We start from the raw sequence: 22,983 nt of genomic DNA on the forward strand, positions 1-22,983 counted from the left end.
CAATGGTCAATGCTTCAAAATAGATAGAATTATTTCTAATACCTTAAAGGAGCCAATCAATTTTAGTTTGGGTTAAAGATTAAACTCATAAAATCCTCGGAAGTGATGAGATTACTATTAATTCCTTTCAAGGTTGCTAACAGTTGTCCGGTACTAGCTACTTGAATTAAAGTATTATTTTCAACGGAAGTTAACTGTAATTTTTCAAAGGTTAATCCTCCCGTTAACCCTAGAAAATCTTCTCCATCAGTAAAGTCATCAATTAAATTATTACCTTGATTTTCTCCTAAGCTAAAGGTATCTTGTCCCTGTCCTCCCCATAACAAATTATCTCCTAAATCTCCACTTAGAAAATCGTCGCCTTCTCCACCTAAAATTGTGTCATTTCCTTGACCTCCATAGAGGCTATCATTACCTGTTCTTCCTTTTAAAAAATCGTCGCCTAAGTTACCCAATAGTAGATCATTATCTTCTCCACCACAAAGGTTATCATTATTTTGTCCGCCATATAGAATATCGTTTCCAGACCCTCCTTGTAATAAATCATCTTGCTGATTTCCAAATAAAATATCGGGGTCTTCATCGCCAAGAATGGTATCATTTCCTAGATCTCCGTAGAGAATATCATTACCTAAGTTTCCCCAGATTAAATCATTTCCTTGACCGCCATAGATAATATCAGTTTCATTTCCTCCTTGAAAACTATCATTTCCTAAATTTCCAAAGAGAATATCCTGACCCTCTTCGCCTAAAATAACATCGTTGTTTTGACCTCCATAAATACTATCGTTTCCTAAATCTCCTGTTATATAATCATCCCCTTGATTTCCAAATAAAATATCATTACCAAACCCCCCATCTAGGTTATCATTCCCTTCTAAACCAAAGAGAATATCGGGAATATCTTGACCCAAAATTCCATCCGCATCAGGTGTTCCTAAACCAGAGGTTTGTTCGGGGTTGAAAATAGTATTGACGACAGGATTTTTAGTCGGTGTGATATTCGGAATATTGATACATTGATCTTCTAGTTCAAGTCCGTCTGGTATTGGTGTTGGACTTGGGGTAGGTTCAGGTGTTGGTGTTGGACTTGGAGTTGGTGTTGGACTTGGAGTTGGACTCGGTGTGGGAGTTGGAGTCGGACTTGTTGTAGGAGTTTGTGTAGGAGTCGGACTCGGTGTGGGAGTTGGAGTCGGACTTGTTGTAGGAGTTTGTGTAGGNGGGAGTTGGTGTTGGTGTTGGTGTTGGTGTTGGTGTTGGTGTTGGTGTTGGTGTTGGAGTCGGAGTCGGACTTGGTGTTACAACTGAAAACTCATAAGCACCACTATCAATAATGGCTGTACCATTTTGATCGCCATCAATAGGACGAGTTTGACCAAGTTGATCTGTTGTCGGTGAATTATTATTTGTTCCCGTATCAATAGCGGGACTTCCTGTTAATAACGGATGAATTAACACCCCATTAATTGTTTGTAAATCTCCTAATAAAGCATCAGCTACCAATGTAATATTAGGAGTTGCTTTAATATCATTGGGGTTTAATTCATTGGTTTGAATATTTCCCCCGCCATCGGTAAATTGAGCAGTCGTATTATGGTTTGTATTCCAAGAATTACCGCCATTAAAGGCAATATTTTTAGATAAAATCGTATTGGTCAGAGTAACATTTGTTCCTCCCGATGACATTCCTCCACCTAAAAATCCAGCATAATTATTAGCAATTGTTGTATTAATAATATTGGTAACACTTGTGCCATTGGCGAGAGCAATTCCTCCTCCGATCCCTTCTTTTCCATCTTCAGATTCTGCTCTATTTCCTGAAATGGTACTATTAATAATAGTCATTGGAACTTGTTCTCCAACCCAAATTCCTCCCCCTTGAACCAAAGCATTATTATTCGCAACAGTTGTATTTTTAAGCGTGAATTCTCCATTTTTTCCGGGTCGAATTCCTCCTCCATAAGCATCACCTCTATTATCAAAAACAACAGAATTATTAATAATTGTGCTATTTTCAATAATTGCTTGATCGGGAGAGTAAAGATATAAATATAAACCGCCTGCTTGTCCGGCTGCTGTGTTACCATCTATTAAACAATTATTAATCTGAATTGTTCTTAATGTTCCTTCCGACTTGGCTCCATCGGAAAAAATTGCACCCCCATAACCAGCAGAAACACCAGCACCCAGAGATACAGTACCTCCAGGAACAGAGGTATTATTAATAAATTTAGAGTTTTGAACATTCAAGTCACAAATTACGCTATAAATAGCTCCGCCATTAATTCCTTTATTATTGGTAAATTCACTATCAATTATCGTAAGATCGGTTAAACTATCTGTGGAAATTGCCCCTCCCCCCCGTTCACTTCCTCCTAATGTTCCATCATTATTATCAAATTTACTATTAATAATTGTTGTATTTGTTTTATAGCCACTAAAAAGACCTCCTCCATATTGGGCTATATTGTTATTGAGTTCACTATTTTCCAAGGTTAAGGTGTTAAATGTCGTCACCCGAATTCCTCCCCCTGCACCCTCTTGCTCAATACCCTGTACATTAGCATTGACAATAATTAGATTTTTTAGAGTTGTATTAGTCGGTTGAAATTGAGCATCAACTTGCAGTTCTAATACTCGAAACTCATTTTCTCCACTAATGGTAACTGGGGTGGGAATTGCACCCGGAATTAGTCCATCAATAGTAATACTTTTATTGATATTTAATTGACCACTGGTAAGTTTAATGGTAGGGTTTGATTGATTCGCTAAACTCGAATCAAATTGAATAATATCCCCAGGTTGAGCTTGAGCGATCGCATCTCTTAAGGAACCTGTTCCATTGTCATTTAAGTTGTTAACAGTTAAAGTAGCCATTCTGATTCATCCTAATTTTGACTTTTATTTTCAGCTAATAATTCTTTCAAGATCAGTCCATTAATATCCGGTGATCTGGGATTATTTTTGTCAATATTGATCTACATAAATTAGCAAGCTGATCAAACTTTTGTTGACAAAAAAACCGTATTTTTTCCTGATTAAAAAAATACTATTTTTCCCTGAAGCAAAGATATTTTTTTGTGTTTAGCCGTTTTAAATTTTGACTCAAATCTTTAAAATGAGCGATCGCAACTTTTAATAAAATTTGATACCCAATTTTAAACCGTTGAAAATTTTGGTCTAGCCGTTTAGAGTTTCGTGAACTATTTTCTAAATCTAATGCTCTAATTATTTTGTAATTGGAGAGATCAAAGACTAAAATTTTAGGATGAAATGAAATAAAGCTTTTGAAGTTTTCAAAAATTCCCTTCTTCTGTTGATCGAGAAGAAGAAATCTGACGTAATTTTTTATAGTCTGAGTGAGCTTGAAATTATTTTCCAAGCTTAAGTTAAGTAAAACAAGAGTTAAATTGAAATTAACAGAAAAGCACAGGGTTAAAGTAGCAGGCATTTTTTGGACTCCCAAAGGGTGCATATCAGTAGATACATCCCTATCGTGATCAAGTCAGGCTATCGTATAGAGTTAAGATAAAAAACGTGAACTCAATAGTTAAAAATAATGATAACTTTCTGGTTAAGAATTTAACTCCTAACTTAAGCCAATTGTTTCTTCCTGATGCACACCTTGTTAATAGTTTCTAATATAATATCCTAAACGACGCACCCATTTTAATTAAAGTTTCCCTATTTTTCAGCCTAGAAATGGACATTAAAACAAACCAAGCTTTAGAAATTTAAGATTAGGCTGAATTTCAATAAATAGACTGGCACTTTCACCCAGCCACCACGGGAAAGCACCAATCTATCCAATCTATATGTGGCAAACTGCCAAGAAGCCACAAGAGCATATTATTAAAGCCCAAACAATGTAGATTTAAGCTTTAACTTATTAATAGCTTAATTTCGGGGTTTTCCGCATCAGAAATTCTACGGAACTTTTGAATAAAAAAAAACATTGTACCTCCGGGAAATTATGGAGAAGCAATGCTAATAACAAAGGGGTAAGGCATCCCTCACCCCTTTGTCTGCTTAGATCTCAGCTATTCTGCATCTAAATTTAATCCCGATTAAAGGCAATCAGTAAGCGCAGAATGAAGATAAATAAGTTGATGTAGGTTAAATACATCGATAAAGCTGCGGATAAATACTGATTGTCGCTGTAAGCACGGGGAAGCAAATAGAAGTCAACCACCGCCGCCCCAACAAACAACACCACTCCAATCCCCGAAATCCCAATTTCTAACCAAGAGGGTGCTATTACCCCAAAGAAACCGAGGACAAATTGCGCCAGAACCACAACAACTAAGGCAATAATTCCTAGATTGATGGTTTTGGTCAATGCCATCCCATCGGCTTCGGAGAGGTTAGACCCAATCGAACGCGCCCCAATAAAGGTGACTCCACATCCTAACGCAGCCACACCAATCCCCGCAATGCCAACGCCACTGGTACCTAGGGCAATGGCAACTAGACCCGTGAGGGTGTAGCCTGTGAGTAGGCTATAGGTCGCTAATAGGGGCAAAGCAGCTTGACTGTTACCCTTGTTGGCGACACCGGAAGCGACAAAAAACAGAGCAATTTGTGCAATTAAGGCGACCCAGAATGTCGTTATGAACAATCCGTAATTGCTGGCGGCAACATTCAGACCCCCGAAGGTGCCAAGAGCGGTGAGAATTAACCCGCCCCCGACGTAGGGTAAAGCCTTAGCGATTACATTAGGGCCGAGAATGGCTTCATTTTTAGCTTCTCGTAAAGCTTGACGGAAATTACTGGTACTGGTCATATCGTCCTTGTACAGTTCACAATCAGAACATTATTATTTTATTGTGACTGATTTGGTCAAGGTTGGTAGAGCAAGGCACCAGCAAAAAGCCAAAACATTGAAACTGCTAAAATTCAAAGGAGAACGGGTACGAAGAATCGAGTCCCAACTCCAGATCACTCCCCCCTGACAGGGTTCTGTTGTCCGTTGGGCACAGAATTGTGTTTCAGAAAGTTGGGATCGCTAATTGACAAATTATATTATCTTGGTTTCAAGAATCAAATAACCATTACGAAAATAAGACAGATGGGTAAGTAATTTTAACGGCAATCTTAGTTGCCAATGCCAATGCTCTGGATATAGCTGATATAGGCACGAGACATTAACCAGATGCAATCCCATCGCTGTCACCTCTTGTTCATTCTTGGCATACCACTTATGGGGTGCTTGAATTTGACTAAAATCCTTACTAGCCAACTTTCCACAATTGCCTAAAATGTCCATCACTAATAGAGCACCTGAAAACCGAGAACGCATTTGAGAGACTAAGTGCTGCACCTCATTTCTTTCAAAGTAGGGCAGTAAGCCTTCTGCAATAAATAAAATGTTTTCAGGTGCTACATCGGGCACAGCATTCATCCAGTCAAAATCCATCACTGAAGCACTAATAAACCGATGCTGCTGTGTTTGTGTATCTAACTTATGGCGTAGTTCAGTTACCGCAGGCAAATCCAGTTCCAGCCAACGATAAGTATTCTCCCCGATGCGGTGAAAACGAGTAGATAACCCTGCCCCCAATTCCACGACAACAGAATTGGAATGGTTAGCAATATGACGAGATGCTATTTGATCATGATGGTAAGCTCGTACAGCAAAGCTAGTTTGGGTAAGCTTTGATTTACGATAAATTGCTTCTAGCCCGTTATCCCAAGGCAAGAGTTTGCTCCACTCAACAGCTAATGGGTCTTGAAAAAGAGGATGAGGATGAAGTTGTTCATCAGCTCGTCCCCTAAGGGTCAAGATCATAGTGCGAGACACACCTGTAAGTTCTGTAATGATTTGAGACATGAAAGTAATAGTATGTTTATGCAGTCATACATCATGGTGTTCATCGGGATTGAGAGCTTGCTCAATGCAGTCTTTTAGCTTCTGAGCGAGGATACTCACATTAGGTTGGTGAACCATATATTCGTGATAGCCTGGAATAGTGTGTAACTCAATATTAGCAACCACCTCTGCCCAGCCCAGAGTTGGTTCCAAAACAGAAACATCTTGGGAGAAGCTAAACAGTCCTTTTTCAGCCCGAAACAGAAAGATCGTACCTGGGTAAGGTAGTGGCAAGTAATTGCACATTGCTTCAGAATTGCTCAATTGAACTCGCAGTGAACGTTCGATATCAGAAGGAATCAGGTTTGTTTGTTTGGCCTGCTCGCAAAGGAAGATTGCTTGCTGCTCAATAGGGAGTCTTTGTAATTCTTCCCACGAGATTGAAAGCGTTTCATGAGGTAGCTCTATAACAACTTCCTTGGATATGTACTGCTCATCAGGCAGATGACTATAAGTATAAGTATCCAGCAATCCTAGAAAAGCGACCTGCTCGCCTTGGGTTTTCAGTTCGTGAGCCATCTGCAAAGCCACCATACCACCGAAAGACCAGCCCATTAAGATGTATGGACTTTGGGGCTGGACTTCCCGCACAGCCGCTAGGTAAAGGGTAGCCATATCTTCCACCCGCGTGAGTGGCTCCTGTCCGTCTTGTATACCCAGCGCTTGCAAGGCATAGAAGGGTTGATCCCTACCCAACAATTGGGCTAAGTCACGGTAGCAAAAAACTGTTCCAGCAAAAGGGTGTACGCAAAATATCGGCACTTTGGAGCCGATCGGCTGAATGGGAACTAGAGGAGAAGAGGAAGAAACTCTCCTATTTTGATGCAGACTAGCAGTTAGTTGCTCAACATTTAAGGAATCAACATTAAAAATATCTGGGCGATCGCGTAGCAACTCTAGGATTTCTGTTTTATGCTGCTTCAGTTGGCTTAATACTGAAGCAGTTAATTCTGACTTGGAAGCGCGATAATGCAGTTTTTCACCCTCACTCCATAATTGCCAACCTTGGGTGACAAGATCTTGCAAAAACTCAACTAAATTCACAGTTCCCCTTCTACAAAATCTATACTTTCAAAAATTTTCGTAATTAAATGTTCAGCAATGTCTTGAATATTGGAGTATTCAAACAAAACTGTTGCAGACACCGAACAACTCAAACGGGTTTGCAACAGATTCCTGAGTTCTAAAGACAGCAAAGAATCCATTCCCATATCAAAAAATCCTAACTGTGGGTCTAGCATTTGAGGGTCAGGATATCCGAGTAACTTAGCCACCACACCTTGCAAATAATTCGTCATTAATTGAGTGCGATCGCTATTTTTTGCTGCCTTCAATTCTAACAAAAATGGATCATGTGCAGTTTCTTCTGTAGAACAGGCATCTTGCCTATAATCTTGCTTGTAATCTTGCTTGTAATAGCATTCCATTTCTGCCAAAATCGGCATTTTCATCCCAGAAGATAACATAGCTGTAAACCGAGACCAATCAATCGGCACTACTGTCACTTGGGTTGCCGATTCTTCTAATAATTGTGTCAAAATTTGCAATCCCTGTTCCGGTGAAATGCTACCCATGCCCAAAGAACGAATCCGACTTTGGAACTGAGTTGTCAAACGAGACGCCATGCCCGTTTCTGCCCAAGCTCCCCAGTTAATACTTAAACCGGGCAACCCCAAACTGCGACGATAGTGAACCAAACCATCCAAAAACGCATTCGCCGCCGCATAATTTCCTTGTCCTGTGGAACCCAAAACCGACGCCGCCGAGGAAAAACAAACAAACAAGTCTAAGGGTAATTCCTGAGTTAACTGATGTAGATGCCATGCTCCTTGAACTTTTGGAGCCATTACATTAACAAAACGTTGCCAATTCATCTGTTGTAAAACCCCATCATCCAAGACTCCAGCCGCATGAATTACACCCCGCAAAGGGGGCAAAGAACCCTGAATTTGTTTGAGAAGATTAGCCACATCTTCTGCAACAGAAACATCTGCCAAAAACACCGAGACTTTTACTCCCACCTGCTCTAATTGAGCAATAGTTTGTCGTGCTATTTCTGAAGGTTCCCGACGCCCAACCAATACCAAAGATTTAGCGCCTTTATCCACCAACCACTTAGCGGTTTGTAATCCCAAAGCTCCTAATCCACCTGTAATTAAATAACTGGCTTCAGGGATAATATTAATGTCTGGTTTCTTTGTTTTTGTTGGCGGTTGTCGGCGTACCAGTCGCGCTACCTGACGCTCTCCTTGACGATAAGCAATTTGGTTTTCTGTTGTGGTTAATGTTAGTTCTTGATACAGCACCTTCGCCACTTCTTCAGCTTGGATATCTGCTGGTAAATCGAGTAACCGACATTGTAATTCTGGATGTTCCAAAGCAACGACTCGACCTAATCCCCAAACAGGTGTTTGTTGCACATTTCCTGTACTTTGAGTAACCACCCACAGAGGCAGTATTTGTGATTGTTTTGTCTGGATCAATGCTTGTAGCAAATGCAGCAGACTCGCGCAACTATATTCTAATGCTGTTTCTAAATCATCCGTACTTGTTGACAAACTCCACAGATGAATAATCCCCTGAAGTTGTAAATCTTGAGCCAGAATTTCATCCAGAAATTGCTGAAAATCTTCTAGCACAGTTGGGTTAACTTGGTAATGTTTAGCATCGACTTTCTGATAACTCAAACCTGGAGAAACTAAAACAGATTTTTCTCCCAATTTTTGCTGTAATTCTGTCGCTACAGCACCCGGTTCTACTAACACTAACCAATTTCCTGTTATCTGTGTTGGCAGTGTTTCTGACGTAGAGACGCGCCCGGGCTCGTCTCTATGTTGCCATTCTAATTCATAGAGCCAGCGTTGGGGTGTCACCTCGGAGTAAGATGACAATTCAGCCAGCATTTGTTGATTCCATTCGGCTATTTCTGGTTTTGATAACTCCTGTTGTTTTTGAGCCGTCAGTAACACATAGCTCGCCAATCCTTTACTCAGAACCTTGCCTAACTGATAGTAAGACTTAAACCCCGCCTTAACATTTTCATCCCGATTTTTTTGATACAACTGTTCTAAACTTTGCTCAAAGTCGGGGTCATACAAAAAGTTAGAAATTTCTGGACTAACATCAATCGCAGCCACTAACTGAAGTTGATGTTCTGACAAGAGTTCTACCCACTCAGATTTAGTAATAAAGTAAGAAGATGTTTCTTGATGATCGATGGCAAAATCGCTATTAGAGATAAAATCAGCTAACACTAAATATCCCTGTTGGTTCAAATGATTGCCGATATTAGCAAATAACGACTTTTTATCGAGAATATGGTGGGCAACCTCAAACCCGAACACCAAATCATAGAGGTCGGGAAACTCATCTTTAGCACTATCTCGATTAAAGATTTTTACCTGTTCTTGGAGTTGATTTTTAGTGACTCTTTGCAGAGCAAATTTAGCCTGTTCACTAGAAATTGTATATCCAGTTAGCTGCAAATGTTCATATTTTTCAGCTAACTGAATCAAATCCGAACCATAGCCACAACCAAAGTCTAAGACTTTTTGACAATCGGAAAAATTAACTAAAGAAAATAATAATTTCCTTAACTCTTTTTGAGACTCAACAATCATCTCACGAGATTGTTCTTGATTCGCTTCTGTCAGACATTTAATCCAAGAAAAACCAGGGACTTTTTCTGGGAACAAACCAAAAGTTAAATAAGGTGATTCTGCTAATCCATCTGTTTGACTTCCAGCTTGTTCTTGACCCAAAGTGGCAACCGCATTATAATATTCGTGAACAGTTCCCCCCTTGAACTGCAAATAATTTTGCTGTCTTTTTATCAGAAGTTCGAGGAGTTTTGGTAGAAATTGTCGCTCTTGTTCTGTCAATTCCCCAGCCAATTCCACCTCAGTTGCTAACTGCTCGGTTTCCCCTTGATTCAGCAAATTAATAATCGGTGTAGAGACGGTTTCTTCCTGGGTTTTCTGTTTGTTTTCCTCGACTTCCGACCAATAGCGTTGTCGTTGAAACGGATAAGTCGGCAATGCTACCTGACGACGGGAATAATCACGCTCAAATCCTGACCAATCTATTGCTACTCCCTGGATATAAAGTTGCCCTAAACTAGAGAGAATTTGTTGCCAATCTTCTTGAGGAGGACGTAAAGTTGGCAACCAAATTCCCTCATTTTCAGGCAAACATTGACGACCCATTCCTAATAAAATTGGCTTGGCTCCAACTTCTAAGAATAGTTTATATCCGGCACGATACAGAGTTTGCATCCCATCACTGAAACGTACAGGTTGTCGGACATGGTTCACCCAATATTCAGGAGTAGTTATTTCTTTTGTTGCCAACTGTCCGGTAACATTAGAAATTAGCGGTATTTGCGGCTGACTGTAGGTAACTTCTTTAGCTGCGATTTCAAACTCTGCTAACATGGGTTCCATCAAAGGCGAGTGGAAAGCATGGGAAACTTGCAGAGGTTTAGTCTTAATTCCCATCTCAGTTAATCGGCTACAAATTGCTTGGATGGCTTCACCAAGACCAGAAATGACAACACTTTCCGGGCCATTAATCGCAGCAATATTAACTTGTGAATCGTAGGGAGTTATTAATTTTTTGATTTGAGATTCTGTTGCCAAAACTGACACCATTTCGCCACCAATTGGCAACTGCTGCATTAATTTTCCCCGTGTCGCCACCAGTTTCAAACCTGCTTCTAAACTGAATACTCCGGCGACAGTTGCAGCCACATATTCCCCCACACTATGACCCATGACGGCATCGGGTTTAATCCCCCAAGATTGCCACAATTGAGCTAAAGCATACTCGATGGCAAATAAGGCGGGTTGAGTGTAAATAGTTTGATCAACTAGAGCCGCGCTATTATCGGTCTTTACAGTGGGATAGAGAACTTGCAATAAAGGGATTTCTAAATAGGGGCGCAGAATTTCATCACATTGCTCTAGGGTTTTTCTAAAAGTAGGTTGAGTTTGATACAATTGCCAACCCATATTAACAAATTGGGAACCCTGACCTGTAAACAAAAACGCTATTTTCGGTGAACCTGTGTGACTAGAGATTTGACCAGAAAATCCCCCTGTAACTTCTTGACCTGCGGCCAAGTTTTTCAGTTTAGTAGTCAGTTCAATTTTATTAGACGCAATTACAGCTAATCGATGATTAAAATGAGAACGTCCTACATTTGCCGTATGACAAATATCTCCTAACTCTAATTCGGGATTATTTTGCAGATGATTGACATAATCAATCGTTAATTCTTCAAGGGCTTTTGAAGTTTTTGCTGAAAGCGTTAAGAGGTGAAAACCCGGTTCTAAAGAGTTTTCTATTTTGACGGTTTCTGGTGCTTCTTCCAGAATTATATGCACATTTGTCCCACTAATTCCAAAAGCACTAATTCCGGCAATTCTAGCCTGATTTCCTCGCAGCCAGGGAATACCTTTCGTTGGAATCACCAGAGGAAGTTGATGCCAAGGAATATGGGGATTAGGTGTTTTTAGATGCAAATGGGGCGGTATTTGTTGATGCTGAAGTGATAAAATAATTTTAATTAAACCGGAGATTCCGGCAGCGGCTTCCAAATGCCCGAAATTGGTTTTTACTGAACCCACAACCAAGGGCTGATTAATGGGTCGGTTTTGCCCATAAACCGCAGCTAAAGATTCTAATTCAATCGGATCTCCCAGGGATGTTCCTGTGCCATGAGCTTCTACATAGCTAACATGATGGGGTTTCACTTTAGCGTTGTGTAAGGCTTGCTGCATGACTTCTTTCTGAGCCATTTTGTTCGGGACTGTAAGACCGCTACTAGGGCCGTCATGGTTAATAGCAGAACCTCGAATGACTGCTAAAATTGTATCCCCATCGGTTATGGCATCCGAAAGACGTTTCAGCACGACCATCCCACATCCTTCTCCCTGGCCATAACCATCTGCCGCCACATCAAAGGTTTTGCAGCGTCCATCGGGGGCTAATGCTTTTAATTGGCAACGAACAATGGTACTTAATGGCGATAAAATCAGATTCACTCCCCCAGCGAGGGCGAGATTACATTCCTTTAAACGCAAACTTTGGCAAGCTAAATGTACTGTGACTAAAGAAGAAGAACAGGCTGTATCTAATTGAATATTCGGCCCTTGTAAGCCCAGGAAATGGGAAATTCGACCTACAGCCATACTGCGGGCGTTACCTGTACCAGAGTGAGCATCTACTGAAGACAGGTTCTCCAGATTCATAAACCGTTGGCTATAGTCATCTGTGCAAATTCCTACATAAATACCTGTTTGACTGTGCCTGAGTTTTGTTGGTGTTTGTCCGGCGTTTTCTAGGGCTTCCCAAGTCACTTCTAAAAGTAGTCTTTGTTGGGGATCTAAACTCGCAGCTTCTCTAGGAGAAATCCCAAAAAATAGGGGATCAAACTGGTCAACTTTCTGAATAAAACCTCCTTGTTTAGTGTAGGTTTTACCTGGTGTTTCGGGGTTAGGATCGTAATAAGCATCAACATCCCATCGACTCGGTGGTACTTCCCCAACAGCATCAATTCCTTGTTGGAGTAAACTCCAGAATGCGGCCGGGTTATTTGCATTACCCGGAAATCGACAACCCAGACCAATAATCGCGATCGGTTCAGTTTTTTCTCTATTGAGTGCTTCCAGTCTATTTCGCATTTCTTTGATCGTTTGAAGCACTTGTTGAGAGGAAATAACTTGTTTTTCTGGCTCTAAAATATTGGTCATTTTATATCTCCTGGTTAAGAATAAGTTGAATTTCTTTAAGTTCCTCGTTGATAGCAATGGCGATCGCTTCTTCTTGAATGGCATTAGCGATCGCTTCGACCGTTAGAGATTCTATTTCATCCTTAACAACTGTTGAATTTGTGGTTTCTGTTTCATTATAGCGTTCAATTCTAAAAACACTTTCAATTAAATACTGAGCCAGTTTTTGAATATTAAAATGTTCTGACAAAGTTGTGACTGTAACAGAACACCCAAAACTTTTTTGTAACAAATCTCCGAGTTCAAGCATCATCGAATAGTCTAGGCCTAAATCAAAAAATCCTAACTGTAAATCGGGAATTTGCGAGGGATTCAATCCTAATAATTGAGCCACCACACCTTGCAAATAATCTACCGTTAGCTGGAAGCGTTCTCTCTCTGGGGTTTTGTCCAGTTGTTGAAAAATGCCTGTGTTTTGTTCTGAGGATTGATACCCATTTTGATACCGATTGATTAAAATATTGAGCAGTTTAGGGAGCAGTTTTTTTTCTGGTTCGGTCAGTTGTTCATCAATATTAAAATCCTGAGCTAATGAATTTATATCAATTTGATTGAGGAATTCCACAATTTGGCTGGCGTTATTTTTAACGTCTTTTGGCTGTTCATTTTCCGAACTTTCTAGCCAATAATATTGTCTTTGAAAAGGATAGGTTGGCAAAGCTACTTTGTGACAGGGATAATCGCGGTAAAACCCCGACCAATCCACATTTACTCCTTTGACATACAACTGTCCTAAATTCAAAAGCATCTGTCGCCAATCGTCTTTAAGAAGAGATAAGGTAGGCAACCACACCTCTACATTTTCTGGCTGTATTGGCGACACTCCAATTTCTAAGAATAGTTGATATCCGGCACGATGTAAAGTTTGTATCCCGGTGCTAAAATGGACAGGTTGCCAGAAGTCGTTTAGCCAATATTCCGGGGTGGCAATTTTATCCGTTTCTTGTTGTCCAGTAATATTAGAAATTATAGGTATACCCGGTTGATTGTAGGTGATTTCTTGGGCTACAGTTTGCAACTCCCCTAGCTGATGTTTACGATTAGGAGAATCTAAGTTAGGGGATATTTCTGCACCACTAGGAAACTGCTGCATCAATCTTTCTGTTGTCGCCATTAGTTTCAAACCTGCTTCGAGACTGAATACTCCGGCGACAGTTGCAGCCACATATTTCCCTACACCATAACCCATAACTCCATCGGGTTTAATCCCCCAAGATTGCCACAATTGAGCTAAAGCATACTCAATGGCAAATACGGCAAGTAGAGACGTTGGATACAACGTCTCTACAGTGGGATAGAGAATTTCCAACAAGGGTATTTCTAGGTAGGGTTGCAGAACTTCTTCACATTGCTCTAGGGTTTTTCTAAAAGTAGGTAGAGTTTGGTACAACTGCCATCCGATGTTCACGAAATCAGAAATTTCTCCAGTGAATAAAAACGCTATTTTGGGTTTTTCTCCTTTTCCTGTTTTCTGTCCGTTTCTCGGATTAATCTTGACGAAAGTTTGCAGTTGTTTTTGTAATTCAACATTAGATTCAGCGACGAAAAAACATCTTTTTTCAAAATGGGTGCGTCCTGTATTTGCGGTAAAACAAATATCGGCGATTGATTCTTCTTGATTTGACTGCAAATAACCTTGATATTTTTTGACCAGTTCCTCCAATGCTTTCTCATTCTTTGCAGAAAGAGTTAAAATGTGTTCATAATGCTCTTCAATTTCTGCCTTTTGAATTTCTGGATTTGGTGCTTCTTCCAGAACAACATGAGCATTCACACCCCCAACTCCAAAGGAACTAATACCAGCCCGTCGGGGAATTATTTCTTCTGATTCTGCCTTTAATAGCTGCCATTCTTGGTTTTCATCGACTATATAAAAAGGGCTGTCTTCTAATTCAATGCGTGGATTTAATTGCTTAAAATTGAGAATTTTGGGCAATTTTTTGTGTTTCATTGCTAAAAGAACTTTAATTAATCCAGCAATTCCCGCAGCACCTTCGGAATGTCCAATATTAGTTTTAACAGTTCCTAAACCACAATAGGGTTTTGCCGATTCTGGCAGTTTATACTGTTGATGCAGTTGTCTAAACCCTCGTTTAAGCGCATTAATTTCAATCGGATCACCCAAGGGTGTCCCAGTGCCATGAACTTCAATATAAGAGACTGTATTCGGGGCGACATTAGCATTAGTATAAGCAGCCCGCACAACCTGAGCTTGAGCATAAATATTGGGAGAACTCAGAGTCCTTGATTTTCCCCCATGATTGACAGCACTGCCTTTAATCACAGCATAAATATGATCTTGATCCTTAATCGCTTTTGCCAGAGGTTTTAATAATATTATTCCTGCGCCTTCTCCTCGGACATAACCATCAGCATCCTGGTCAAAAGTTTGGCACTGTCCTGTAGGCGACAACATCCCTAATTGACTCATTTGGATGAAGACTGTCGGTGTATTGAAAACACTAATTCCTCCCACCAAAACTACGTCACATTCGCTGTTTTTGAGCGCATTAACACCCAGATGAAGTGCTACGAGGGAACTGGAACAGGCGGTATCTACAGAAACACTCAAACCGCGAAAATTCAGGAAGTAAGAAATGCGGTTAGCAATCATGCAACCCCAACTTCCTGTACCGCTATGTCCTTCTATATTTTCTTGATTTTGGTTGAGTAAAAGAACTGAATCATAATTACAAGCCCCAATAAACACACCGACTTGACTTCCTGATAGTTGAGAGGGGGAATATCCCGCATCTTCTAAACAAGACCAACTCAATTCCAGCATCAATCTCTGTTGAGGGTCAAGGGTTTTGGCTTCCCGGGGGGAGATTGCAAAAAATTGGGCATCAAATTGGTCTGAATCCTGAATCAATCCGGCCCATTTACTAATCGTTTTATTTCGCTCTTGGGGATGGGGAGAATAATATTTATTGACATCCCACCTTTGGGGAGGAATTTCAGTGATGCTATTGACTCCAGCTTCCAAGTTGAGCCAAAATTGTTCGTAGTCATTGGCTCCAGGAAAGCGACAAGCCATCCCTATAATTGCGATCGCTTCACCTTGATTTTGTTCTCTGTCTTTTGTTTGAGTGCTGTTGTCCTCAACTCCCGCTTGCTGCTGAGAAAAATACTGGTGATTGTGTTCAAAATGTTGATTCATTAATTTCCCTCTTTCACTCAACCCTTGACTGCTGGTACAAGTTTTACACTCATCCAGTCAGACTGGAAAGGATCGCTTATAAAATCTAGTTTAGGACGAATCCGAACTAAGTAAAAACCATCTTGTTTTACGATAGGAATTATATATTTTTCTTCCTGAATTTCACACCAAATCACAGGTAAACTGGAACGATTATATACCGTTAAGTAGATATTATAGTTATTAAGTAATATTATCTTAATTTCCACACAAAAAGAATAATTTTTATAAACTACTCCATAGAAAAACTCGTTATTTGTGTCGCCAACTGGTAAATATTCTTTCCTAACCCATTCTTTGGGTAGCCATTTTTGGCAAATCAGTAGAGTGAATATATAATAATTCAGACATCGATAAAAAATATGATCGCGTTTGGTTAAATTTGCCAGATAATTATTAACATCATCAATAGTAACGGATTGAGTCTCAGTTACTTTATTTTCATCTATTTTGATAGCTGGTAAATTAATAGGCTCCGACCAATGATAGTATCTTAAACCTAAAGTATATTTGCCGGGGTTAAGTTTTAATTGAGTCCATTCTTCCTTAACGTTTAAATCATGAGAGGGTATATGTTGAATCGATGCGGCTTGAGGAAATGTATAGATTCCTATACTCCATGATTGGGCTGAAGTGATACAGGATTTGACCTCTATAGCTAAGGATTCTTTCACCTCAAAAGGGCCAAGACCAGCAGCAATTGCATGAGGATTCCACCGGGGGCCAGTCACTAAAATCGCTGGTAATATTAGAGGTTTTCTGAGGAGTTCATCAGAGTATACTAGCCATCTAAAGACTGTTTTTTTGTTAAGACTGGCATTGATATGAGCAAGAGTGCGTAGCAATAACCTAAAAGCTTTGAAAAATATAAAAGATAAAAAAGCTGCTGGAATTTCCCCCAATAATCTTCTATTTGTAATTTTTTCGCTCTTGGTCATTAATTAATAATTCCATAGCGTTATATTGCCAAAAAATGTGAACGGAAAGCAGATAAAAGGGTAAAGTTTAACAAGCTCCCTGCTTTCAACTTTCACCCTTTTTTTCAGGCACCAAGCTCAAACGGAGATCAATTTTTGCCCTTCTTGCAGTAGCTGAGTCCCCGCTTAGAATTTGCCAAATAGCCAGTTACTCGGAGCATTTTCATCGTCTTCGTTCAAATAGAAGTGTTCGATATGTCCTATCAGTTCATCGATGGAGATACTGCCATTACCATTACTATCAAGCTTTTCAAATGCAGTGAGTGCATCACCTATTCCTACACCTACAGACCTGGAAAAGATTACATACTCTTGCTTAGTGATGTTCTTGTCCTCATCAGTATCTAGGGAGTTCAAAAGTGTTTGTATTGTTTTCATTATCTGTCGGTAAAACCGAGACTCGTCATGGATCACGTCGTCAAGATATTGATACCATTCTTCGAGGGTTACTTCCCCGTCTCCATTAAGATCTGCTTTGGACTGTATTTCGTACCACTGTGAGTGTAAGCTTGATATTAGTCGGCCACTTACAGGAATACCTCGTTGTATCTGGGCGAGAAAACCATCAAAGTCTCTATTCGTTAATACTCCACTGCCATCAAGATCCTGAGAGTCAAAAGCCGCTTTAAACTTACGCTTTTGTAGTTCTGTTAAAGCCATAGTTAAGTGTCCTTGCATCGAGGGTAAATATTTTTTCACTGGGAGCTTGCTATTGCCAAAACGGGTAAACAAAAAGCCGATAGGAAGATAAAGTTCCACATACCCTCTGCTTTCTGTTTTTACCCCCGTTTTTTAGGTAGCACAAGCTCAAAAATAGAGCCATTGCAGCCTTTTTCTGAATTGCCGAGTCACTATTTAGAATTTGCCAAAAAGCCAGTTACCAGGAGCATTCTCGTCTTCGGTCAAATAAAAATCTTTGATATTTTCCTTCAATTCATCGATTGAGATCGACCCATCACCTGATTTATCAAGCTGTTCAAATGCAGCATTGGCATCACCTGCTTCTACGCCCACAGCCCGGGAGAACTTGAGGTACTCTGCCTTACTGATAGTCTTGTCCTTGCTAGTATCCAGGCACTCCAGAAGTGAGTCTGCTGTTTGCTGTATATAATCCTCAAACCTCTTCTCGTCATGGACTATGCCGTCAAGATATTCGTACCATTCTTCGATGGTTACATTCCCGTCTTTATTACTGTCAATGCTGGACTGTAATGCATTCCACTGATTTTCTAACAGTGCTTTCAGTTTTTTAGTTACAGGAAAAACTGCTTGCATCTTGGCTCTCAAAGCATCAAAGTCTTTTTGAGTTAATACGCCACTGCCATCATTGTCCTGAGAGTCAAAAGCCACTTTAAACTTACGCTTTTGTAGTTCTGTCAAAGCCATAATTTGTGTCCTTATATTGATGGGAAAGATTTTTAGAGCCTGATTTTAGACTGACCTGATTCTTTCATGTATTGAGCAAAACTGTTTAATTCGTTACATTTATTAATGTTGCATTTGGTTAATACTTGATTAAAAAAATGATTTTTTTGAGTTTTCAAGCTCTTTGCTGCCATAAAAATCCCTCCGTAATAATACAGAGGGATCAAATTAATAAAATTTTCAGGTGATTCCTGAAAACTCGTTTTCGTTAGCTGCGGTCAGTCGCCGCCACAGGTTCAAAACTAGGAACCACTAACTCATCGTTTTGCTTGGTTAATTGGTTATACAAGCGTTCGGTATTGGGGAAATTCGCCGCAGGTAAGGTGGGATAACGACGATAGGGAACGGTATCTTCCCCGAACAGTTGAGCATATTCCACACTGTTCACCATCGCGTTAATAAACCCTTTCAACCCATCGGTCGCCAGGATTTGGTTATACACCCGAATTTCCGATTGGTTCAGAGGGGCGCGACCCAAGAAATGCTTGGTTCCCAACTCAATCACCTTCGTATTGGGATAGGGGGTATAGAACTCCTTGATATACAGAGAAGTGCTTCCTAACGCCTCAACGAACTCTTTGAGGTTAATTTCATTGTTCCCCAGTTTACTTTCGAGAGCGGTAAACTCATTCTTGGTTACATAGGGATCAATATTGCGCTCAAAGATTTGACGATAAACCGCTTGAATTAAAGTCTTCAGCGCCACTTTATCGGTCGTAGTCGTCAGCTTGAACACTTTGCTTTGTTCACGCCGCTTACTAACGCCTTGAGCAATACGGTTATCTAACTCAATCTCACCCTTAATTTCAGGAGTACCCAGTTCGATAAACCGAGGAGTAATAACTTCTGTCCCCACCGGTTTTTTCTCAGCAAAGGCAGCAACGCGACCTGTCCGCAGAGACACACCACCCGGAGTCAAATACCGTTCATAAGGAACCGTATCTTCCCCAAAGGCTTCGTTGTATTCCTGACTATCGAGCAAGGCATCCACCAAAGCATAGAAGCCTTTTTTGGAGCAAAGATCGAAGTAGCTGTTCATTTCCTGACGACCGTAGGTCGGACGACCTAACAGACGGCGATGGATATATTCGATCGCTTTACACACATACAGCGATGTCCAATACATCTTGCGGAAGACATCAGACTTCGCCAAAATGCGAATAAACTCACGGACGGTAATATCCCCGTTTTCGAGTTTGATTTCAGCAACGGTTTGGCGTTGACCGTCATAGAGTTCCCGACCAAACACTTGCCGATAAGCTGCCCGAATCAACGCTTGGGTAGATGTTTCGGAGTAATTAACACTGGTTCCTTTGCTGCTACCACTGCGCTTGAACCGACTGCTAATATAACCCCCAGGCAGTTGATCCAGTTTGAACACCTTTGGCCCCAGAGAACCGGGATTTTCAGCCCGGGCGGCAGGGTTGCTTAACTGGTTATCAATTCCCGCGCCATTACGGATCAGAATCCGACGGGTATCCTTCCCAAAGGGAGCCGGACGGTTACTAGGATTTTGGGTTTCTTTCGGGAAAATCGCACCGAACTGGATTTCCAGAGGATCATTCCCCGTCCCGTAAACGTGTTGATCCCGCAGAGGTTGTTTGTAATCTGCGAACAGCGTTACAAACTGGGGCACTTTGCGGAAAGGAGCACTGTAGTTAAACAGGTCAATTTGTGGCCCCCAGTTGCGACATTCTTGGGCTTCTTGACCCAAACCGCGCAAATAGGGAACGGTTTCTTCCCCAAAATAATCAGAATATTCTTGAGAATCCACCATCGCATCCACTAAGGCGCCTAAGCCTCCTTTGGACACAATCGAGAAATATTTGCTAAATTCTTCAGGAGAACTTAAACCCCGACCTAAGAAGTGACGGGCTGCCAGTTCCACCACCCGACTATTGACAAAGGGTTGATAGAACTGTGAACGGTATAACGGAGATTTCCCTAAACGGCGAATGAACTCTTTAGTAGAGATTTCGCTGTTTTTTACTTTGGATTCTAAGTCGGAAACTCCCAAGCTATAAGCACGGGTAATATCCCGTTCAAACACTTGGCGATAGGCGGCTTTCACCACATCTTGTTTTTCCGCCGAAGACAGTCCGGGTTTCATCACGAACTTCTGACGCCGCTCGGCTGCGTTGAAGTAAATTTGAGGCAGTTGTAACCCTTGCTGGTCACTGCTAGGACGTTGCCGCACTTTAGTCCCAGGAGTTGCCGCTTCAAATTCAGTGATTAACACATTGAAGTATTGCAGGGCAATTTCTTGAGCTTCTTTATCGTCTTTCAAATAGCCCAAAGCTGCTCGACGCATTTCTTGGAGGGCTACTAAAGTCGCCGCGCTGGAACAGGCATTTTCAATGATTTCCCGTAATCCCCGCACGTTAACCGCAATCAGAGTCGGATCGCCAGCGACAATCGCGTAGGTCGTATAACGCAAGAACCAGCTTAAATCCCGGAGGGATTTAGTCATATTTCCAGGGCCATAACGAGAAACGTTAATCGGCTGGAACCCAGGAGGTAAAAATACGGCTGGCCCGCCTCCGTTGTCGGCAAAAATTGATTTTAAGCCACCTAACAGACTGGCACCTGAGCTACTCACATAGGAAATGGTTCCCAGTTTCATATCTTGGGTGAGGTTACTGCTACCGCCACCAACGCTGGCCATTGCCATCGTTGGAATTTCGCTAGGCTTTTCCAAGAACGCCAGAGGTGAACCTCCGGTGAAAATCCGATTAGCTGCACGAGAGACGATCAATTCTGCATTTTGTGTCAGAATTTGAGCAATCTCTAGACGTTTCGCCCCGGAACTGAAATAGGTTGCCAGTTCACTTAATTCGCTTCTGCCCAAAAAGCGATCTTGTTGCTCCGCTTGGGAAATGGTTGCAACGGGTACGGTTTGATAGAGTTGCGGACGCGCAACTGAGCTTCCACCACTTGCCTTTACACTCATTCGATCTCTGTCGCTCCCTATCTGAATCGTTATTACAGTATGGAACCTGAAGTATGGTACTGTTCTCAAACAATAAACGAAATTAGTTTTGGCTGAATGGTAAGAGTGCCTTCCAACCACTTCTGTTGCTTGAGTTGTTGCCAGTTTAATCTTTCAGATTAAAATGATTTTGGCTGATTACCAGACATTTATAAAAAATCGTACCGACAATTATTGTATAGACTTGGGTGAAGTTATCTGAGAAAAAAGAATAAGTTTTATTAAGCTGTCGGTTGTCGGTTGTCGGTTAACGCTCAACAGCCAAGACCTTGTTCCCTCTCTCCCAATTCCCTCTTAATCTACTGTACAGCAATCCCTGCTTAACTGACGAAGGGGTTTGGGGGAGCGATAAGTCCCACGCTGAATTTCACAAAACGAAAAAATAACCACCAAATCAGCGTGGGTTACATGGACTCCCCCAAGTTAATTTTGTATGTCCTAATCCCGACAAAGTTAACAATAATGTGTTAGAGTATATCTAAGAGTTTTGAAAGCAACAATGTTTCAAGGGTATAAATTCCGAATCTATCCAACGCTTGAACAGCAGATTTCCTTAGCCAAAAGCTTTGGCTGTTGCCGTTGGTATTGGAATTATGCCCTAAACTTATGTCAAGAAACATATCAACAAACGGGAAAAGGATTATCAAGAAAATTAATTCAAACATTGTTACCTCAACTCAAAAAGGAATATCCTTGGCTAAAAGATGCTTATTCCCAATGTTTACAAGTTGTCGCTCTTAACTTATCTACCGCTTACAAGAACTTCTTTGAGAAACGGGCAAGATTACCTCAATTCAAATCCAAACACGGTAGACAATCAATTAGTTATCCCCAAAGCGTTAAATTTGAAGGGGATTACCTGAAGTTACCCGGTAAAGTGGGGTTAGTTTATTGTCGTCGCCATCGAGAAATTGAGGGAATAATTAAAACCGTTACCATCTCAAAGAATTCTGATGGGAAATATTACGCATCCGTTTTAGTTGATGACAGGAAAGAAACACCTAATTCGTCAATTAACGGGAAAGCCATTGGAATTGACCTGGGGTTAACCCACTTGGCAATCACCAGCGATGGAGATAAATATAGTAACCCCAAACACTTTGCCAAGCACCAACGGAATTTAAAACGAAAACAACAAAAATTATCTCGCAAACAAAAAGCTGGCACTGAGCGTAGTCGAAGTGGAAGTAACAGTAGACAAAAGGCGCGATTAAAAGTTGCTAAAGTCCACGCTAAGATTGCTCGTTGCCGAGAAGATTTTCTACACAAACTATCCCGCAAGATAGTTAACGAAAACCAAGTGATTGCTGTAGAAGATCTAGGGGTTAAAAATATGGTTAAAAACCATAAGTTATCCAAGGCAATTAGCGATTGCGGATGGGGGATGTTCGGTACAATGCTCAAGTACAAAGCCGAAAAAGAAGGGAAAACCTATATCGAAATTGATCGGTTTTTCCCGTCTTCTAAAACTTGTAACGTCTGTCTAAATCAAGTGGGTAGTTTACCTCTTGATATTAGAAGTTGGCCGATCGAACATTGCCAAACAATCCATGACCGTGATATTAACGCTGCAATCAATATCAAAACTGAAGCCTTGCGGATTTTATCGTTGGGAAAAGCGCGATAGTGCTAGTCTGAGGTGATGTCAGTCATCAGAAAAAACTTCTGTTTCTTCTGATGCTATCCCCGTTGATGCTAGAAGCCCACACTTACTCGTAGAGAAGTGTGGGTAG

The 22,983-nt window shown here is 40.9% G+C and carries 13 protein-coding genes; 1 reads left to right on the forward strand and 12 read right to left on the reverse strand.

The genetic code is table 11. From position 1 onward, the window contains the following. Positions 1-62 precede the first annotated feature (62 nt). The 12 genes from PL8927_RS16575 to PL8927_RS16630 all read right to left on the reverse strand — a co-directional run bounded on the left by PL8927_RS16575 (position 63) and on the right by PL8927_RS16630 (position 21,211). A complete protein-coding gene (locus PL8927_RS16575) occupies positions 63-914 on the reverse strand; it encodes a calcium-binding protein (protein WP_156093219.1) in 852 nt (283 codons plus the stop codon). A gap of 157 nt (positions 915-1,071) precedes the next feature. Further along, positions 1,072-2,877, reverse strand: a complete 1,806-nt coding sequence (locus tag PL8927_RS29005) for a choice-of-anchor Q domain-containing protein (RefSeq protein WP_156093220.1) — start codon at positions 2,875-2,877, stop codon at positions 1,072-1,074. A 172-nt stretch (positions 2,878-3,049) separates the two neighbouring features. Then, on the reverse strand, positions 3,050-3,451 hold the full coding sequence (locus PL8927_RS16585) for a hypothetical protein (protein WP_156093221.1): 402 nt from the start codon (positions 3,449-3,451) through the stop codon (positions 3,050-3,052). A 606-nt stretch (positions 3,452-4,057) separates the two neighbouring features. Further along, on the reverse strand, positions 4,058-4,783 hold the full coding sequence (locus PL8927_RS16590) for a Bax inhibitor-1/YccA family protein (protein WP_083623691.1): 726 nt from the start codon (positions 4,781-4,783) through the stop codon (positions 4,058-4,060). Positions 4,784-5,017: 234 nt separating this feature from the next. Beyond that, positions 5,018-5,830, reverse strand: coding sequence for a class I SAM-dependent methyltransferase (locus PL8927_RS16595; protein ID WP_083623695.1), 813 nt, complete (start codon positions 5,828-5,830; stop codon positions 5,018-5,020). Between the two features lie 24 nt (positions 5,831-5,854). Further along, positions 5,855-6,913 carry an alpha/beta fold hydrolase gene (locus PL8927_RS16600; RefSeq protein ID WP_083623698.1) on the reverse strand — a complete coding sequence of 353 codons (1,059 nt, stop codon included), beginning with the start codon at positions 6,911-6,913 and terminating at the stop codon, positions 5,855-5,857. Continuing rightward, the gene (locus tag PL8927_RS16605; protein WP_083623701.1) at positions 6,910-12,621 is read right to left on the reverse strand and encodes a type I polyketide synthase; all 5,712 of its coding nucleotides are present in this window, start codon (positions 12,619-12,621) and stop codon (positions 6,910-6,912) included. Before PL8927_RS16605 ends, PL8927_RS16600 begins: the two co-directional genes overlap by 4 nt. 1 nt (position 12,622) lies before the next feature. Beyond that, a complete protein-coding gene (locus PL8927_RS16610) occupies positions 12,623-15,820 on the reverse strand; it encodes a type I polyketide synthase (protein ID WP_083623704.1) in 3,198 nt (1,065 codons plus the stop codon). A 17-nt stretch (positions 15,821-15,837) separates the two neighbouring features. Continuing rightward, positions 15,838-16,797: a DUF6208 family protein gene (locus PL8927_RS16615; RefSeq protein WP_083623707.1), complete on the reverse strand. Its 960-nt coding sequence runs from the start codon at positions 16,795-16,797 to the stop codon at positions 15,838-15,840. A 165-nt stretch (positions 16,798-16,962) separates the two neighbouring features. Next, the gene (locus PL8927_RS16620; protein ID WP_197047449.1) at positions 16,963-17,496 is read right to left on the reverse strand and encodes an EF-hand domain-containing protein; all 534 of its coding nucleotides are present in this window, start codon (positions 17,494-17,496) and stop codon (positions 16,963-16,965) included. A 195-nt stretch (positions 17,497-17,691) separates the two neighbouring features. Then, positions 17,692-18,222 carry an EF-hand domain-containing protein gene (locus PL8927_RS16625; protein ID WP_083623712.1) on the reverse strand — a complete coding sequence of 177 codons (531 nt, stop codon included), beginning with the start codon at positions 18,220-18,222 and terminating at the stop codon, positions 17,692-17,694. A 247-nt stretch (positions 18,223-18,469) separates the two neighbouring features. Continuing rightward, positions 18,470-21,211 (reverse strand): phycobilisome rod-core linker polypeptide, encoded by a 2,742-nt coding sequence (locus tag PL8927_RS16630; protein ID WP_083623714.1) that lies wholly within the window; start codon positions 21,209-21,211, stop codon positions 18,470-18,472. 538 nt (positions 21,212-21,749) lie between these two features. Here PL8927_RS16630 and PL8927_RS16635 point away from each other — a divergent pair. Next, positions 21,750-22,877, forward strand: coding sequence for an RNA-guided endonuclease InsQ/TnpB family protein (locus PL8927_RS16635; RefSeq protein ID WP_231506043.1), 1,128 nt, complete (start codon positions 21,750-21,752; stop codon positions 22,875-22,877). Positions 22,878-22,983 lie beyond the last annotated feature (106 nt).

It is taken from the genome of Planktothrix serta PCC 8927 (genome assembly GCF_900010725.2).
GTDB classification, from domain to species: domain Bacteria; phylum Cyanobacteriota; class Cyanobacteriia; order Cyanobacteriales; family Microcoleaceae; genus Planktothrix; species Planktothrix serta.